15 protein-coding genes and 8 tRNA genes are annotated in these 16,732 nt (G+C 34.4%); 19 read left to right on the top strand and 4 right to left on the bottom strand.

The features are described from left to right. Nucleotides 1-2 precede the first annotated feature (2 nt). From F0460_RS06555 to F0460_RS06585, 7 genes are all read left to right on the top strand, one after another. A complete protein-coding gene (locus F0460_RS06555) occupies nucleotides 3-833 on the top strand; it encodes a hypothetical protein (protein WP_150011486.1) in 831 nt (276 codons plus the stop codon). Between the two features lie 498 nt (nucleotides 834-1,331). Next, a complete protein-coding gene (locus F0460_RS06560) occupies nucleotides 1,332-2,312 on the top strand; it encodes a pyruvate dehydrogenase complex E1 component subunit beta (RefSeq protein ID WP_150011488.1) in 981 nt (326 codons plus the stop codon). A gap of 52 nt (nucleotides 2,313-2,364) precedes the next feature. Further along, a complete protein-coding gene (locus F0460_RS06565; protein WP_150011490.1) occupies nucleotides 2,365-4,839 on the top strand; it encodes a DUF5686 and carboxypeptidase-like regulatory domain-containing protein in 2,475 nt (824 codons plus the stop codon). A 64-nt stretch (nucleotides 4,840-4,903) separates the two neighbouring features. Next, nucleotides 4,904-5,428 (top strand): inorganic diphosphatase, encoded by a 525-nt coding sequence (locus tag F0460_RS06570; RefSeq protein WP_150011492.1) that lies wholly within the window; start codon nucleotides 4,904-4,906, stop codon nucleotides 5,426-5,428. 131 nt (nucleotides 5,429-5,559) lie between these two features. Next, nucleotides 5,560-6,288: a bifunctional demethylmenaquinone methyltransferase/2-methoxy-6-polyprenyl-1,4-benzoquinol methylase UbiE gene (gene ubiE / locus F0460_RS06575; RefSeq protein WP_150011494.1), complete on the top strand. Its 729-nt coding sequence runs from the start codon at nucleotides 5,560-5,562 to the stop codon at nucleotides 6,286-6,288. Between the two features lie 4 nt (nucleotides 6,289-6,292). After that, a complete protein-coding gene (gene porT / locus F0460_RS06580) occupies nucleotides 6,293-7,006 on the top strand; it encodes a type IX secretion/gliding motility protein PorT/SprT (protein WP_150011496.1) in 714 nt (237 codons plus the stop codon). Between the two features lie 31 nt (nucleotides 7,007-7,037). Continuing rightward, nucleotides 7,038-7,451: a hypothetical protein gene (locus tag F0460_RS06585; RefSeq protein WP_150011498.1), complete on the top strand. Its 414-nt coding sequence runs from the start codon at nucleotides 7,038-7,040 to the stop codon at nucleotides 7,449-7,451. Nucleotides 7,452-7,481: 30 nt separating this feature from the next. Here F0460_RS06585 and F0460_RS06590 read toward each other — a convergent pair whose 3' ends face one another. Beyond that, a complete protein-coding gene (locus F0460_RS06590; RefSeq protein ID WP_150011500.1) occupies nucleotides 7,482-8,210 on the bottom strand; it encodes a TrmH family RNA methyltransferase in 729 nt (242 codons plus the stop codon). 36 nt (nucleotides 8,211-8,246) lie between these two features. On the opposite strand from F0460_RS06590, the gene tamL reads away from it, so the two are divergent. The 9 genes from tamL (at nucleotide 8,247) to F0460_RS06635 (ending at nucleotide 13,710) form a co-directional block, all read left to right on the top strand. Next, entirely contained in the window at nucleotides 8,247-10,805 is a 2,559-nt protein-coding gene (gene tamL / locus F0460_RS06595; protein WP_190304110.1) for a translocation and assembly module lipoprotein TamL, read from the top strand. 58 nt (nucleotides 10,806-10,863) lie between these two features. After that, nucleotides 10,864-11,931: a class II fructose-bisphosphate aldolase gene (gene fbaA, locus F0460_RS06600; protein ID WP_150011502.1), complete on the top strand. Its 1,068-nt coding sequence runs from the start codon at nucleotides 10,864-10,866 to the stop codon at nucleotides 11,929-11,931. Nucleotides 11,932-11,989: 58 nt separating this feature from the next. Continuing rightward, nucleotides 11,990-12,844, top strand: a complete 855-nt coding sequence (accD, locus tag F0460_RS06605; RefSeq protein ID WP_150011504.1) for an acetyl-CoA carboxylase, carboxyltransferase subunit beta — start codon at nucleotides 11,990-11,992, stop codon at nucleotides 12,842-12,844. Nucleotides 12,845-13,054: 210 nt separating this feature from the next. Further along, nucleotides 13,055-13,140: transfer RNA gene (locus F0460_RS06610), tRNA-Leu, on the top strand. Between the two features lie 68 nt (nucleotides 13,141-13,208). Further along, nucleotides 13,209-13,281: transfer RNA gene (locus F0460_RS06615), tRNA-Gly, on the top strand. Between the two features lie 16 nt (nucleotides 13,282-13,297). Further along, nucleotides 13,298-13,383, top strand: a tRNA-Leu gene (locus tag F0460_RS06620). Nucleotides 13,384-13,406: 23 nt separating this feature from the next. Further along, a tRNA-Gly gene (locus tag F0460_RS06625) sits at nucleotides 13,407-13,479 on the top strand. 16 nt (nucleotides 13,480-13,495) lie between these two features. Next, nucleotides 13,496-13,581 (top strand) — tRNA-Leu (locus F0460_RS06630). Between the two features lie 43 nt (nucleotides 13,582-13,624). After that, nucleotides 13,625-13,710 (top strand) — tRNA-Leu (locus F0460_RS06635). A gap of 234 nt (nucleotides 13,711-13,944) precedes the next feature. Here F0460_RS06635 and F0460_RS06640 read toward each other — a convergent pair. From F0460_RS06640 to mce, 3 genes are all read right to left on the bottom strand, one after another. Then, nucleotides 13,945-14,018: transfer RNA gene (locus F0460_RS06640), tRNA-Ile, on the bottom strand. Between the two features lie 26 nt (nucleotides 14,019-14,044). Next, nucleotides 14,045-14,118: transfer RNA gene (locus F0460_RS06645), tRNA-Ile, on the bottom strand. A 68-nt stretch (nucleotides 14,119-14,186) separates the two neighbouring features. Beyond that, nucleotides 14,187-14,588: a methylmalonyl-CoA epimerase gene (gene mce, locus F0460_RS06650; RefSeq protein ID WP_150011874.1), complete on the bottom strand. Its 402-nt coding sequence runs from the start codon at nucleotides 14,586-14,588 to the stop codon at nucleotides 14,187-14,189. Nucleotides 14,589-14,655: 67 nt separating this feature from the next. On the opposite strand from mce, the gene rbfA reads away from it, so the two are divergent. Genes rbfA through F0460_RS06665 form a run of 3 tightly spaced genes read left to right on the top strand, consistent with a single transcriptional unit; the run spans nucleotide 14,656 to nucleotide 16,685 of the window. Next, complete coding sequence (rbfA, locus tag F0460_RS06655; RefSeq protein WP_150011506.1) at nucleotides 14,656-15,048, top strand: 30S ribosome-binding factor RbfA; 393 nt, start codon at nucleotides 14,656-14,658, stop codon at nucleotides 15,046-15,048. A 2-nt stretch (nucleotides 15,049-15,050) separates the two neighbouring features. Continuing rightward, nucleotides 15,051-16,250, top strand: coding sequence for an ABC transporter permease (locus F0460_RS06660; RefSeq protein WP_150011508.1), 1,200 nt, complete (start codon nucleotides 15,051-15,053; stop codon nucleotides 16,248-16,250). A gap of 54 nt (nucleotides 16,251-16,304) precedes the next feature. Then, nucleotides 16,305-16,685, top strand: a complete 381-nt coding sequence (locus F0460_RS06665; RefSeq protein WP_150011510.1) for a hypothetical protein — start codon at nucleotides 16,305-16,307, stop codon at nucleotides 16,683-16,685. Nucleotides 16,686-16,732: the final 47 nt, after the last annotated feature.

A 16,732-nucleotide genomic window follows, 5' to 3' on the forward strand; every position in this document is an offset into this window, starting at 1 on the left:
CTATGAAAAAGACCTATTATTTATTACTGACTTTATTGGTTTTTGCCTGCAACAAAAAAGCAGACGAAACTAAAACCATCACTAATTCTTCGACAGAAAACAATAAAACCGCTGAAAAAACCGACACTGTTGATTTATCGGCAGAAGAAAACAAATTGCTAAAAATTCATAATAATATTTCCAACTCAATGGGAAATATGCGAAACGACAGTTTGCTTGCGTCAAGCAGCCAGCAGTTTTCCGATTCGTTATCCTATTTAATTAAGAACAACAACAGCACGTTGAATTATCCGTTTGAAAAATTGCAGAAAGAAAATGCTTTGAAAATGGCAACATCGGCAGATAAAAAACTCCGCGTTTACAGCTGGGATAATAATTCGGGTGGAACCATGCGTTTTTTTAATCAGATTTATCAGTTTGATGCCAATGGAAATATCACCGTTAATGAAAGTCTGGCATCGAATGATTCGCAAGCCTATTTTTCAAAGATTTATACCGTTCAAAATAAAAGCAACGAAAGTATTTATTTGGTAATTTCAAACAGCATCCTTTCAAGTAAATATTCTGTTCAACACATTAATGCTTATAAAATTGGTACAGAAAATTTACAAAGCGCAGCCGTTTTTAAAACAAAAACCAACACATTGGATAAAATTTCGGTTGAATACGATTTTTTCAGCGTAGTTGACAGACCAGAACGTCCGGTTGAATTAATTACCTTGGAGAATAATACGCTGAAAATTTCTTTGGTTGATGACAAGCAAAATGTTACCAGCAAAAATTTAATCTACGAATGGAACGGCGATGTATTTATATATAAAGGTGTAAAGTAAAAATCGGAAATCAACCAACTAACCATCCAAGAATCATATTTCTCACCGAAATTAATAAAACTATCAACCAAGGAGTTAGTGAAAAAACAAGTACAATTAAGTATTTGGATTTTAATCTGAAATTATCTGAATACCATAAATACAAACCTGCAAACGGAAATATAAACGTAAAAAAGGCAAAAAGCATCAATAATATAGTTAACCCGACACCAGGGTCGTCTAACACATTACTAAATGATGAAAGAACAAAGAAGGCTAACCATAATAAGGTAAAAATTGTTGTTATAATTGTTAATAAAAAAGATTGTCTTTTTTTATCCATAACATTTCAAAAAATTAATCTTACAAATTAAAATCATATTTTATTTTTAAGGATGATTTTTTTTAATTAATCTGTTCACAAATCATTTATAAAATCAATAACATTTTTTTATTCATAAAAATAAAGGCTAACAAATTATAATTTTATATTTTTGTGCACCTATCAATAATGATATTATGAAAACAATTCAATTTAGAGAGGCTATTTGCGAAGCAATGAGCGAAGAAATGCGCCGCGACTATACAATATATTTAATGGGTGAAGAAGTTGCCGAATATAACGGAGCTTACAAAGCCAGTAAAGGAATGTTAGACGAGTTTGGTGCAAAACGTGTTATTGACACACCAATTGCAGAACTAGGTTTTGCAGGTATTGCAGCAGGTTCGGCTATGAACGGTTTACGCCCTATTGTAGAATTTATGACGTTTAACTTCTCTTTAGTTGGTATCGATCAAATTATTAACAACGCAGCAAAAATGCGTCAAATGAGTGGCGGTCAGTTTAACATGCCTATCGTTTTTCGTGGCCCAACAGCATCGGCTGGTCAGTTAGGTGCTACGCACTCACAAGCTTTTGAAAACTGGTTTGCAAATACTCCGGGGTTAAAAGTTGTAGTTCCATCAAACCCTTATGATGCAAAAGGATTATTAAAATCTGCAATCCGCGATAACGATCCTGTTATCTTTATGGAATCGGAACAAATGTATGGCGATAAAGGCGAAGTTCCTGAAGGCGAATACACTATTCCGTTAGGCGTTGCTGATATTAAACGCGAAGGGACCGATGTTACTATTGTATCTTTCGGAAAAATTATCAAAGAAGCTTACATTGCTGCAGACGAATTGGCTAAAGAAAATATTTCTTGTGAAATCATTGATTTGCGTACTGTTCGCCCAATGGATTATGATTCAATTATTAAATCGGTACAAAAAACAAACCGTTTGGTTGTTTTAGAAGAAGCTTGGCCGTTTGCATCGGTTGCTTCAGAAATTACCTACATGGTTCAAGAGCGCGCTTTTGATTATTTAGATGCACCTGTACAACGTATCACAACTGCCGACACACCTGCGCCTTACTCACCTGTTCTGTTAAAAGAATGGTTGCCAAATGCACAAGATGTTGTAAAAGCTGTTAAAAAAGTTATGTACAAAAAATAATAAAATTTCATTTACATTTGTAACTCCAACCAAAAGGTTGGAGTTTTTTGTTATGAAAAAATTGTTACTCGTTCTTTTTACATTTATAACCTTACAAATAGCTGCCCAAACCAAGGTAAGCGGTGTGGTTATCGATGAAAAACAACAACCATTATCTTACACAAGTGTGTACTTTAAAAACACTACAGAGGGCGTTATTACAAATGAAGATGGTAAGTTTTATCTAGAATCTGCAAGCAAGCAAGATACCTTGGTAATATCTTTTACCGGCTACGACGATGTTTTCTTACCCCTTACAAAAGCGGTAAATCTCGATTTAAAGATCGAACTAAAAGAAGACACAGTACTTTCAGAGATTAAAATATTTACGGGCAAAACATCAAAGAAAGACAATCCTGCGTTAGACATCCTTCGAAAAATCTGGGAGAACCGTCGTAAAAACGGTCTGCATAAATTCGATCAGTACAATTATCAGAAATATGAAAAAATTGAATTTGATTTAAATTCTATCGACAGTGCTTACATGAAAAGCAAAATGTTCAAGGGCATGGAATTTATTTTTGATAAAGTTGATACTTCTAAAATTACCGGAAAAACCTATCTACCAATTTTCATAAACGAACAGGCATCTAATGTTTATGGCGATAATGTATCAAAGCTAAAAAAAGAAATTGTTTCGGGCAACAAGAATTCCGGGTTCGAGAACAACCAGCACATTATGGCGTTCCTTAAAGATTTGTACGTTGAATACGACATTTACAACAACTACCTGAAATTGTTCGATAAAGATTTTGTGAGTCCGCTTTCACGTACCGGAATAAACGTTTATAATTATGTGCTGACCGATACGGCTGATATTGATGGCAAAAAATGTTACAACATTGTGTATTACCCTCGCAGAAAGGGCGAATTAACGTTTAAGGGCGATTTTTGGGTGAACGAAGGTACTTGGGCAATCAAAAAAATAAATATGGCAATCAGCAAAGATGCCAATATTAACTGGGTGCGCGATATTTATATTGAACAGGAGTTTGATGTTTTGAACGATTCTGTTTTCCTGCTTACGAAAGATCATTTAATGACCGATTTCAGTATCCGCCAGAATGAAAAATCAAAAGGAATGTACGGTAAAAGAACCACGTATTACAAGCAGTTTGAGTTCGATAAAAAGAAACCCGTAAACTTCTATAAAAGCGAAGTAAACAGTTATAACGAAGCCTTAATGAACCGACCTGATGAGTTTTGGGAAGGATATCGTTTTGAACCTTTATCGGAAGAAGAAAAAGGTATTTACACCATGTTAGGCGAACTGAAACAAAACAAACGCTTTCAAACCTACGTGAATTTAGGAACCATTTTGGCGAGCGATTACATACAGATTGGCAATTTTGATTACGGACCTATTTTTTCTTCGTTTGGATTTAACGATATTGAAGGTTTCCGTTTAAGAGCCGGCGGTAGAACCTATTTCGGACAAAACGATATGTGGCGTTTGGAAGGATACACCGCTTATGGTTTTAAAGACGATAAATTTAAGTACGGTATTTCGGGCAGGTTTATGCTTGATAAAGATTCGCGCTTTATTTTCTTCGCTGGAAACCGTAGAGATGTTGAACAAATCGCCGCTACCCTATCGCCTATTACCGATGTTTTAGGTCGAAGTTTTGCATCGAGTGCATTATTGGCGAGTGGCGATAATTCTAAATTATCAAACATAAATCTAACATCGGCAGGTTTGGAAATTGAACCTTTAAAGAATTTAAAATTCTCCGCTGCATTCAATTATAAAACGCTTAAATCGGCATCACCTACTTTTTCTTTGGGATATTATGATGAAGCAGGAGACATTCAAACCGATTTAAATCAATCTGAAATTAATCTTTCGGTTGATTATACACCACGCAGAAAAACAGTTGGTTTTGGCGTTGACAGAACCGATGTTGATTACAATTATGCCCGCGTTTTCTTTAATTATTCGTTAGGTGTAAAAGGAATGTTGGGCAGCGATTTCGATTATAAAAAGATTCAGCTATTATATCGTCACCCAATATTAGTCGGCGGTTTTGGTAGATTCACACCTACTTTAGAAGCCGGTAAAACATACGGAACCGTGCCGTTGGGTTTAATGAGCGTGATTCCTGGAAATCAATCATACTTTATTATAGACAACGCGTTTAGCCAAATGAATTATTACGAATTTATTACAGATGAATATATTGCGTTGCATTTAGAACACAATTTTAACGGTCGAATTTTCTCTAGAATTCCAGGAATCAGAAAATTAGGCTTACGTGAATTTGTCGGAATTCGCGGAGTTTGGGGCGATGTTTCTAAAGAAAATGTAGCATTAAACGCATCTAATATTCCATACATTGCACCAAGCGATAAAGTATATTACGAGTATTTTGTAGGCGTGGGCAACATTTTTAAATGCTTAAGAATTGATGTTACTTGGCGCGGAAATTATCTTGAAAATCCCGATGTTCGTAAAATGGGTGTAAAAGCTGTGTTCGGTTTTCATTTTTAATTTGTAAAAAACTGAATTTTAACGTACTTTTGCAACCAATTTTGAAATAAAGAAATATACAGATATGACAAACGTTGAACAATTCGATGTATTCATCGAAATTCCTGCAGGAAGCAGAAATAAATACGAGTTCGATTTTGATTTAAAAATGATGAGATTCGACCGTTTATTATTCTCATCAATGAAATACCCAACAGATTACGGTTTTATTCCTGAAACATTGGCTTTAGACAACGATCCGTTAGATGTTTTGGTTTTAACTACAGAACCTACTATTCCAGGTTTGTTAATGGAAGTTAAGCCAATTGGTGTGTTTTATATGGCTGACGACAAAGGAAACGATGAAAAAATTATCTGTGTACCAACCGGTGATCCTTTAATGCGCGAATTAAACGATTTAAGTGATATCAACAAGCACCTTATCAAAGAAATTGAGCATTTCTTTAAAGTATATAAAGATTTAGAAAACAAGAAAGTTGAAATCAACGGTTTTGGCGATAAAGCTGCAGCCATTGCAATGATTAAAGAATGCCAAGAGCGTTTTGGTCAGTTACCAGCAGAAAAACAAAAATCTTTTAGTATAAGATAAAACAAAAATCCCAAAACATAAGTTTTGGGATTTTTTGTTCACAGAAAGTTCAAATGTATTTATCTTAATTAAATTCGTACACTTCTATACTATCTTTATTATAATTATATTTGTAAAAATTTCAATTTAAAATGGCCGATCAAATCAATCCCTATAAAGATTCTAACCTTGGTAAAAAACAGCAGGTCGAACAAATGTTTGACACTATTTCTGGTAATTACGACAGTTTAAACCGAATGATTTCGCTGGGAACCGATCAAGGATGGAGACGTAATGTATTGAAAATGGTTTCTGATACCAATCCGGAATCTATTTTAGATATTGCAACAGGAACGGGCGATTTGGCTATTCTGCTATCAAAATCTAACGCAAAACGTATTGTTGGTTTAGATCTTTCGGCAGGAATGTTAGAAGTTGGTAAAACAAAAGTTAATGCACTAGGCTTGCAGAATAAAATTGAAATGATTCAGGGCGATTCTGAAAATTTACCTTTTCAAGACAATACTTTTGATGCAATTACCGTTGCCTTTGGTATACGTAATTTTGAAAATCTTGAAAAAGGTTTGTCTGAAATTTTGCGTGTATTAAAACCTAACGGAATTTTTGTTATCTTAGAAACCTCGGTTCCAACAAAGTTTCCGTTTAAACAAGGATACAGTTTTTACATGAAAACCTTTATGCCGTTAATGGGCAAAGTGTTTTCTAAAGATAAAAAAGCGTACGAATACTTGTCAGAATCGGCAAAAAATTTCCCTTACGGCGAAAAATTAAATGCCATTTTACAAAAAGTGAACTTTAAAAATGTAAAACACAATCCGCAAACAATGGGCGTTGCAACAATTTATTCAGCATCAAAATAATCGTATGAAAAACCTTTTAATTGCTACTTGTTTTCTTTTAACCGCAAATTCGTTTGCACAGGGTATGTTTGGAAAAAACCCTTACCGCAACCAGCAACAATGGGATCAGCAGCGTGTGCATTACGGTTATTATTTAGGATTTAGCTCGTACAATTTCAAGTTTGATTATAAGAAGAGTTTCTACGAAAAAAACGGAAGCGACGAAATTCTGGTTGAACCTACAACTGGTTTTAATGTTGGTTTGGTTGGAAATTTACGTTTAATGGAATATTTGGATTTACGTTTTGAGCCAGGTTTATATTACACGCGCCGTAACCTTATTTTTCCGCATATTACAAATCCTGATCAGCGTGTGCGCGATGTAGCTTCAACCTACATACACTTTCCTGTATTATTGAAATTTTCTGCGCTAAGAGCCGGAAATATTCGTCCGTACATTTTAACGGGAATATCGCAATCGTTGAATTTAAGTAGTAACGAAACTTCTAAAGACGATAATTACCAAGGACGTTTCAGAATGAAAAAATGGACTGCAAACTATGAATTAGGTTTGGGTATCGATTTTTATTTCGAGCATTTTAAATTTACTCCATCGGTTCGCGGTGTGTTTGGTTTACAAGATGAGTTAATTCGCGACAAAAACCCTAACAGTCCTTGGACAGGCGATATAGAATCTATGAAAACACGCGGTTTGTTTATAAACTTTACGTTTCATTAATAGTTGTTAGTTATAAGCTTTTAGACAAGAAATGAAATTAAAATTTTCTATCATTCTTTTTCTACTAATCACTTTTTCAAGTTGTATTGAGAAAAATACAACTAACTCAAAAGAAGCATATTCATATTGGAATAAATCTGACATGAATTCTAAAGTAGAAGTAGTTAATGGAAAATATTGGGAATCTTCACATTTTTCACACGAATATATAATCTATTTGGAATTGAAAATTGATTCATATTGGTGGACTAAATTTTCAAAAGAAAATGAATTAGTTATTGATACATATCAAAACGAGAGCTTTTATAACAATGATTTTCCAAAATGGTTCAAACCTTCAAAAGAATTTGTAGCATATAAATCAAACACTGATTCAGATCAAGGGTCAATGTATTTTTACAATGAGAAAACTCAATCAGTTTTTATATACGAAATACAATTGTAAGGTTTGTTTTAATTGACAATCCAATAATATCTAATTCCCCCTTTTAAACTCACTTAAAATTATAGCAGTTGCAGTAGCAACGTTTAAACTTTCGGTTTGTTGTAAATCGCCAAAACGTGGAATGGCTATTTTAGCTGTTAATAAAGCTTCAATTTCTGCGGATATTCCGTTGGCTTCGTTCCCCATTACAATAATTCCGCTGGTTGGTAAATCGGTTTTGTAAATATTGGTTCCGTCCATAAAAGTGCCGTAAACAGGTTCGTTTGCGTCTTTTAAATAATCAGCCAAATTGGTATAAAAAATATTTACACGCGTTAACGATCCCATGGTTGCCTGTACTACTTTGGTGTTGTAAACATCAACCGTTTCATTGCTGCAAACTAAATCGGCAATACCAAACCAATCGCATAAACGAATAATGGTTCCTAAATTACCGGGATCGCGCACATTGTCTAAAGCAATTTTTAATCCGCTGGGTTTTGGCAATCTATCTTCTTTCATTTTAAAAACAGCCAAACAGTCGTTAGGTGTTGTTAAAGACGATATTTTCTTAAGGTCGGCTTCGGTAATTTCCGTCACAAATTCTTTCGAAACAGTAAAGTTTAACTGCTTGGTGATATAGATATGTTCTAGCAGCAAAGTAGAGTTCAGCAGTTCGTTAATCACCTTAAATCCTTCGGCAACAAAAACTTTATTTAAATCGCGGAATTTTTTTTGTTTTAATTGCGTTATATATTTGATTTGGTTTTTAGTAAGCATTCGTGAAAAATTGTAATTTTACAAATTGAAATTGTTATGTCCTTGAGAAATATTTTATCAAAATTAGTGTTTATTACTGTAATTTCAAGCATCTTTTTAGCTTGTTCGTTAACAAAGCGCGTACCAGCTAATGAACGACTGCTAACTGAAAATGAAATTTTAGTAAACAACAAAAAAGAAACCAGCGAAGCCATTGTTAAACAGCTTTATCAGCAGCCTAACAGCAACTTTCTTGGTTACCGCCTGCGTTTGCACATGTACAATATGGCAAAGGTAAACCCCGATTCTACCTATCAGGCGTGGTTAGATAAGCATAAAAATACCGAACGCTTTTTGGCTAAACTGCTTTCTGCAAAGCAGGTAGATCGTTTGGGAACATCGTTTTTTGTTTCGGGAATGGGAAGAACACTTAAAGAATTGGGCGAAGCACCTGTTATTTATGATGGTGAAAGAACTCGAAAGTCTGTTATTCGTTTAAAAAACCATTATTTCAACCAAGGATATTTCAATACTAAAATTTCATACAAATTAGACAGTTTAAAAGATAAAAAAATCAGTGCGCATTATACTATTAATACAGGAAAACCTTATGTTTATGACAGTATTGCGGTAATTGTAAAATCGCCCGAATTAGATTCTCTTTACAAAACCAACACGCGTGCAAGCGTTGTAAAAAAAGGCGAACAGTACAACGCTGCAAAATTAGACGAAGAACGTGAGCGTATTACAACTTTTTTTAGAAACAACGGCGCTTACGATTTTCAGAAAACCTATATTAATTATGAAGCCGATACTTTAAAGAACAACCATACTACGGATATTTATCTGAATATCGACAATAAAAATATTAAGCAAGGTGATACGCTGGTTACCGAACCTTTTAAGCTGTATAAAATCAGCAAAGTAAATCTATACACAAGCAATACTTCGGCAGAATTTCAAACCATCACTGATTCCGTTCAATACAAAAATTTAAATATTTACAGTAAAGGTCCGTTAAGCTACAAACCAAAAGTGTTGAGAAATGCTGTTTTTATCGATGAAGACGGCTCTTTTTCAGATATTCGTCGTTTAATTACATCGCGTTCTTTAAGTAACTTAAAGGTTTTCAACTATCCAACCATTGAATATGTTCCCGACACGCGTGATAGTTTGGGAAAATCGTTGATTGCAAATATTACGCTGAATCCTAAAAAGCGTATTACTTTTAATCCGTCGATCGATTTAAACCATTCCAACATTCAAGATTTTGGTATTCAAGGAAGTGTTGGCTTTGTATTTAGAAACATCTTTAAAGGAGCCGAAATTCTCGATGTAAGTTTTAGAGGCAACATTGGTTCATCTGCATCAAAATACCGTAGCGATCACAATACTTTTTTTGATATTCTAGAATATGGTGCCGATGTAAAACTAACCATTCCGCGCTTTTTGTTCTTCCCGAATATTATCGATAAGCTGGTAGATCGAACATCGTTTCCAAATACCACATTAAGCGTAGGTTTTTTCAATCAGCAGAATATTGGTTTAGATAAGCAGAATCTAACCGGAATTTATAATTACTCCTGGTCATACAAAAGAAGAAACACCATAAGTTTCGATGTTTTTAACCTGCAGTTTATCCGCAACATGAATCCGGGCAATTACTTTAAGGTATATCGATCTTCATATAATACGTTGAATGTAATTGCTGACAGAACAAATGTCAATCCCGATTATTTAGACGAAAACGGAAATCTTATTATTGAAAACGGCAGTACCGATGCCTTTATTCAGGATGTATTGAACGGAAATACAAACGCAAATGAGCAGGATACAAGATCTGTTTTAAGTATTGACGAAAGAAAAGACCGTTTAACGGAAAACAACCTTATCTTGGCAAGTAATGTGGTGTACACCTACTCTAACCGTTTTAACCTTAAAGATCAAGATTTCTTTACATTTAGAACCAAAGTAGAATCAGCAGGAAACATTTTAAATGCCCTTGCGAAATCAAGCAGCAAAACAAACACTAACGGCAAGCACACCATTTTAGATGTAGCTTATTCGCAATATATTAAAGGCGAAGTAGATTTTATAAAGTATTTTGATTTAGGAAATAAGAATGTGTTGGCAGTACGTGCTTTTGGTGGAATTGCCATTCCGTATGGCAATAGTGATAACATTCCGTTTTCACGCAGTTATTTTGCCGGTGGATCTAACGATAACCGTGCATGGCAATCGTACCGTTTAGGACCTGGTCGCAGCGGCGGTGCATTAGATTTTAATGAAGCAAACATGAAACTTGCATTTAATGCCGAATATCGTTTTAACGTTTCGGGTCCTTGGAATATGGCACTTTTTGCCGATGCCGGAAACATCTGGAATGCTTTAGACAATATTACAGATGAAGAAATGACTTTTAACGGATTAAAATCTTTAAAAGACCTTGCGTTGGGAACAGGATTGGGAATTCGTTACGATTTCAGCTTTTTTGTCGTGCGTTTAGATTTAGGTTTTAAAACCTATAACCCCGCAAACGAAGCCAACCGCAAATGGTTTAAAGAATGGAATTTAAGTAAAACCGTTTTAAATGTCGGAATTAATTATCCGTTTTAATAAAATTATTACTTTTGTAAGCTAAACAAAGTTTAAAAATAAAACTCACAACCTAAATATGGCACATAACATTAAGCCTGGTGTTGCAACCGGCGATCAAGTTCAGGAAATATTTAATTACGCAAAAGAAAAAGGTTTTGCCTTACCGGCTGTAAACGTAACATCGTCTAGTACTATCAACGGTGTATTAGAAACAGCTGCAAAATTAAACGCACCGGTTATCATTCAGTTTTCTAATGGTGGTGGTTTGTTTATGGCAGGAAAAGGGTTAAGCAACGAAAACGAGCGTGCAGCTATTGCAGGATCTATTGCAGGTGCAAAACAAATTCACGAGTTGGCAGAATTATACGGTGCTACCGTAATTTTACATACAGATCATTGCGCAAAAAAATTATTACCTTGGATTGATGGTTTGTTAGATGCCAGCGAAAAATTCTATAAAGAAAATGGTAAGCCTTTGTTTTCATCGCACATGATTGATTTATCAGAGGAACCAATCGAAGAAAACATCGAAATTTCAAAAAAATACCTAGAGCGTATGAGCAAAATTGGTATGACTTTAGAAATTGAATTAGGAATTACAGGTGGTGAAGAAGATGGTGTTGATAATTCACACGTAGATTCATCAAAACTATACACACAACCAGAAGAAGTGGCTTACGCTTACGAAGAATTAATGAAAGTATCTCCGCGTTTTACCGTTGCAGCTGCTTTTGGTAACGTACACGGTGTTTACAAACCAGGAAACGTAAAATTAACTCCGAAAATTTTAGATAATTCACAAAAATACGTTCAAGATAAATTCAGCACTAAAAGCAATCCGGTAGATTTTGTTTTTCACGGTGGATCTGGATCAACTTTAGAAGAAATTCGCGAAGCAATATCTTATGGTGTAATTAAAATGAATATCGATACCGATTTACAGTTTGCTTTTACCGAAGGTGCTCGTGATTATATTCTTGCGAAGAAAGATTATTTAATGACGCAAATTGGAAATCCTGAAGGAGACGATGTTCCTAACAAAAAATATTACGATCCACGTAAATGGATGCGTGATGGCGAATTAACATTCAACAAACGTTTAGAGCAAGCTTTTGCCGATTTAAACAACGTTAACACATTATAAAAATTACGAATTACAATTAAATACACAATTCGTAATTTATAAATCATAATTTAAGACTATGGCTTGGTTTAAAAGAAAAGAAAAAGGAATTACAACCCCTACCGAAGATAAAAAAGACACTCCCAAAGGTTTATGGTACAAATCGCCAACGGGAAAAATTATAGAATCGGAAGAGCTGGCTAAAAACTTATGGATTTCTCCGGAAGACGATTACCACGTAAGAATTGGAAGTAAAGAATATTTTGAAATTTTATTCGATGACAATAAGTTCAAAGAATTATTTGGTTCTATAACAGCGAAAGATCCTTTAAAATTCGTTGATACCAAAAAGTACAGCGACCGTTTAAAAGAAGCTAAAGACAAAACCAATTTAAAAGATGCAGTTCGCGTTGCGGTAGGAAAATCTAAAGGAGCAGATTTAGTTGTTGCCTGTATGGATTTTGCTTTTATCGGTGGATCTATGGGCTCTGTAGTAGGTGAAAAAATTGCCCGCGGAATCGATTATTCCATCAAAAACAACATTCCGTTCATGATGATTTCAAAATCGGGCGGTGCACGTATGATGGAAGCAGCATATTCGTTAATGCAAATGGCAAAAACATCGGCAAAATTAGCGCAGTTGGCAGATGCTAAAATTCCTTACATTTCATTATGTACCGATCCAACAACTGGTGGAACAACGGCATCATACGCAATGTTGGGCGATATTAATATTGCAGAACCTGGTGCATTAATCGGTTTTGCAGGTCCACGTATTGTAAAGGACACAACCGGTAAAGATTTACCGGATGGTTTTCAAACATCGGAATTTTTGTTAGAACACGGTTTTTTAGACTTTGTAGTTCATAGAAAACAGTTAAAAAACAGAGTAAACTTATACATTGATTTGGTTTTAAACAGACCATTACGATAACAAAAAGCATTGCTATTGCAATGCTTTTTTGCTTATTAAACATTCTTTGTAAGATAAATTTGTAATAGCATAATAAAAAAGTAAAAGCTAGTTTAAACATTATCAAAACTTTAAAAAATAATTACAAATTAGTTTTTTAAAACCCTTGTAAAATAAAATAATCGTTCTATATTTGCAGTCGCAATACAGACTTATGGTTTGTTTTGATTCGCTTGAGTGGTGGAATTGGTAGACACGCTGGACTTAAAATCCAGTGAGCAGTAATGTTCGTGCGGGTTCAAGTCCCGCCTTGAGTACTTTTATTTTGCAGATATTGAAAATATTTTTAAAATTTGCAATCTAGTTCTTTACATAAAAATAATATGCGAAAATAGCTCAGTTGGTAGAGCGCAACCTTGCCAAGGTTGAGGTCGCGGGTTCGAATCCCGTTTTTCGCTCAACGTTACTACAACTGCTTGAGTGGTGGAATTGGTAGACACGCTGGACTTAAAATCCAGTGAGCAGTAATGCTCGTGCGGGTTCAAGTCCCGCCTTGAGTACTAACGTTTTTTTATATTATTACGCGAAAATAGCTCAGTTGGTAGAGCGCAACCTTGCCAAGGTTGAGGTCGCGGGTTCGAATCCCGTTTTTCGCTCAAAATCTATTTATCTGCTTGAGTGGTGGAATTGGTAGACACGCTGGACTTAAAATCCAGTGAGCAGTAATGCTCGTGCGGGTTCAAGTCCCGCCTTGAGTACAAGATAATATTCAAGACTTATAAATAGATTTTTTTTACCTACGCTTGAGTGGTGGAATTGGTAGACACGCTGGACTTAAAATCCAGTGAGCAGTAATGTTCGTGCGGGTTCAAGTCCCGCCTTGAGTACAAAAATCCTGAATTTACATTCAGGATTTTTTTGTTTTTATAATCTGTTCTTATTTTACATACCAACATTAGAAAGTTCATCTACTTTATTTTTTACTCCTTAAACAAGACAATTCGTAAACTTTTGTAATATCAACAGAAATTTTAGTACAAATATTTCTACATGTAGAAATATAAAAAAATTACAGTAAATAAAAAAGCCTTCACATCTCTGTAAAGGCTTTATTTTCAAAGTGGTCCCACCTGGGCTCGAACCAGGGACCTACTGATTATGAGTCAGTTGCTCTAACCAACTGAGCTATAGGACCAATATTTTTACAACTTTGGTTTGTTGTGGTCCCACCTGGGCTCGAACCAGGGACCACCTGATTATGAGTCAGGTGCTCTAACCAACTGAGCTATAGGACCAGCTACTTTGACGTTAGCGAGTGCAATATTAAGTTAAATTCTTAATTTTTACAAGTAGTTTCGCGTTTTTATTTTATTTCCTGACACAGTTCTATTAAAACTCCGTTTGTTGTTTTAGGGTGCAAAAATGCAACTAATTTATTATCAGCTCCTTTCTTTGGTGTTTCGTTTAAAACGGTGAAACCTTCGCTTTTTAGTCGTTCAATTTCAACCAAAATATCTTCCACATCAAAAGCTATGTGATGAATTCCTTCGCCTTTTTTTTCTAAAAATTTTGCAATTGGCGAATCAGGATTTGTAGCTTCTAAAAGTTCAATTTTGTTGGGTCCGTTCATAAAAAAAGATGTTTTCACACCTTCGCTTACAACTTCTTCTTCTTTATAAGCCGGCTGTCCCAATAATTTTTCAAATAAAACATTCGATTCTTCTAAACTTTTTACGGCAATACCAATATGTTCAATTTTCCGCATCATAAACTAAAAATTTTGTTTCTGTAAAGATAAATATATATCTGTATGAATTTCGTATTTTTGCACAATGGAAACAAACAGACAAAAAAAAATGGGGGCTTTACTGCAAGCTGACTTGGTTGATATATTACAAGGTGAGGTTCGTAAAAACGGACTTTCAAACTTAATCATAACGGTTTCAAAAGTAAATATTACTACCGATTTATCTATCGCCAAAGTATATTTAAGTATTTTTCCTACCGAAAAAGGTGCCGAATTATTAAAAGCCATCAAATCTAACGCTCCGTTAATTAAGCATGATCTGGCGCAGCGTGTTAAAAATCAGTTACGAAAAGTTCCAAATTTAATTTTTTATGTTGATGACAGTTTAGATTATATCGAAAAAATTGACAGTGCTTTAAAAGGCGACGAAAACCCGATTGAAAACCGTGAGTTATTGGCTCGCAGAAAGAAAAAATAAGTTTGAATACCGTTTTTTACATAGCCAAACGATACGCTTTCAGTAAAAGTAAAACGAAAGCCATAAATATTATTACGCGCATTTCGGCTATCGGAATCATTGTAAGCAGTATGGCTTTGTTTGTGGTATTATCGGTTTTTAGCGGCTTGGAAAACTCGTTGATTTCGTTCACCAATGTAATAGATCCTGATTTGGTTATTCTTCCATCAAAAGGAAAAAGTATTACCGTAACTTCGAATCAACAGGAAAAACTGAAGTCATTAGGTAAAATTGCAAATCATTCAAACATTATTGAAGACCGTGTTATTTTTACTTATGGCGATAAACAGATTGTTGCCATTTTAAAGGCTGTTGATAGTAATTATCCGAAAACGGTTGCCATTACAGAAAATATTCTGCACGGAAAATGGATTCAGCCTAATACGAACGATGCTGTTATGGGTAGCGTTTTAGCCAATGAACTTTCGGCAGGAATGTATTCTAACGAAAAGCTTTTGGAAGTTTTAGCCATGAAACCTGGCAAAGGCATGATTACGATGCCAGAAGATGCTTACATTAAACTGCCTTTGTATCCTTCAGGAATTTACAGCCTGAACAATATTGAAACAGACAACAAATATATTTATGCCGATATTAATGTTGGGAAAGATTTATTGAGTTTTAAAGCAAACGAATTTTCTAAAATTGAATTTAAGTTGATAAACGGAACTTCGGAAAGAGAATTGACTTCTTTATTGAAAGATATTTTTCCGAAGGAAATAATCAAAAACAGATCTCAATTAAATGAAGGTCTGTACAAAATGCTGAAAACCGAAAGTTTAGCAATTTACCTTATTTTTACGTTAATTATTATTGTAACTCTGTTTTGCTTAACCGGTGCCTTAATAATGATTATTTTAGAAAAGAAAGCACATATTAAAACGTTGTATGATATTGGTTTTTCGCAAAAAAAACTAAAACGCATTTTTCTTTATCAAGGTTTGATTCTTTCTGTTAGTGGCGTTGTTGTTGGATTGATCTTGGGAATAACTATTACTTTATTACAACAACATTTCGGGTTTGTAAAAATAGCCGATGATTTTCCTTACCCAATTGTTTTCAGTTGGAAAAACGTTGCAATAGTTACCATAACAATCTTAATTTTAAGTATTATTGCATCTTATATTGCTGCAAGTAGAATAAAAATTTTGATGAATGAATAATTTTTGTATTTTTATAACTTTATTTTAATAATTAACCCACTAATATATAATACAATGAAAAAGATCTTGTTCTTTATCGCAATAGCTTCCTTTTCAACAATTGGTTTTACTTCATGTTCAGGAGATGATGCAGTTGTAGAAATACCAACACCTAATCCAAATCCAAATGTTGGCCAACAGTTAAAAGTTACATCAAATGCAACTTATATCAAAGACAAAAATCTTTACTTTAGTGAATTGAATAAACCCGTTAAATTTACCACAATGAGTGGGTCTAGCACAATAGCTGATGCTACTTATTATGTTGATGGTGTTAAAATTAATGGTGATACTTACACACACACAACTATTGCCAACGTAAAAGTTCAAGCAAAAAGAGCTGGGTTTGTTGATAGTGAAATAATTACTGTACAATTTGCACAGAAACCTTTTTAATAAAAATCGTTTTCATAAAAAAAACCAGTAGCTTAAAACTACTGGTT

Origin of the sequence: Paenimyroides baculatum, from assembly GCF_008629655.1 — a bacterium.
Lineage (GTDB): Bacteria > Bacteroidota > Bacteroidia > Flavobacteriales > Flavobacteriaceae > Flavobacterium > Flavobacterium baculatum.

Excerpts from the sequence above, each read along its gene's own strand:
- F0460_RS06555 (WP_150011486.1), top strand. The coding sequence starts at position 3 with ATGAAAAAGACCTATTATTTATTACTGACTTTATTGGTTTTTGCCTGC.
- F0460_RS06560 (WP_150011488.1), top strand. The coding sequence starts at position 1,332 with ATGAAAACAATTCAATTTAGAGAGGCTATTTGCGAAGCAATGAGCGAA.
- F0460_RS06565 (WP_150011490.1), top strand. The coding sequence starts at position 2,365 with ATGAAAAAATTGTTACTCGTTCTTTTTACATTTATAACCTTACAAATA.
- F0460_RS06570 (WP_150011492.1), top strand. The coding sequence starts at position 4,904 with ATGACAAACGTTGAACAATTCGATGTATTCATCGAAATTCCTGCAGGA.
- ubiE (WP_150011494.1), top strand. The coding sequence starts at position 5,560 with ATGGCCGATCAAATCAATCCCTATAAAGATTCTAACCTTGGTAAAAAA.
- porT (WP_150011496.1), top strand. The coding sequence starts at position 6,293 with ATGAAAAACCTTTTAATTGCTACTTGTTTTCTTTTAACCGCAAATTCG.
- F0460_RS06585 (WP_150011498.1), top strand. The coding sequence starts at position 7,038 with ATGAAATTAAAATTTTCTATCATTCTTTTTCTACTAATCACTTTTTCA.
- F0460_RS06590 (WP_150011500.1), bottom strand. The coding sequence starts at position 8,210 with ATGCTTACTAAAAACCAAATCAAATATATAACGCAATTAAAACAAAAA.
- tamL (WP_190304110.1), top strand. The coding sequence starts at position 8,247 with ATGTCCTTGAGAAATATTTTATCAAAATTAGTGTTTATTACTGTAATT.
- fbaA (WP_150011502.1), top strand. The coding sequence starts at position 10,864 with ATGGCACATAACATTAAGCCTGGTGTTGCAACCGGCGATCAAGTTCAG.
- accD (WP_150011504.1), top strand. The coding sequence starts at position 11,990 with ATGGCTTGGTTTAAAAGAAAAGAAAAAGGAATTACAACCCCTACCGAA.
- mce (WP_150011874.1), bottom strand. The coding sequence starts at position 14,588 with ATGCGGAAAATTGAACATATTGGTATTGCCGTAAAAAGTTTAGAAGAA.
- rbfA (WP_150011506.1), top strand. The coding sequence starts at position 14,656 with ATGGAAACAAACAGACAAAAAAAAATGGGGGCTTTACTGCAAGCTGAC.
- F0460_RS06665 (WP_150011510.1), top strand. The coding sequence starts at position 16,305 with ATGAAAAAGATCTTGTTCTTTATCGCAATAGCTTCCTTTTCAACAATT.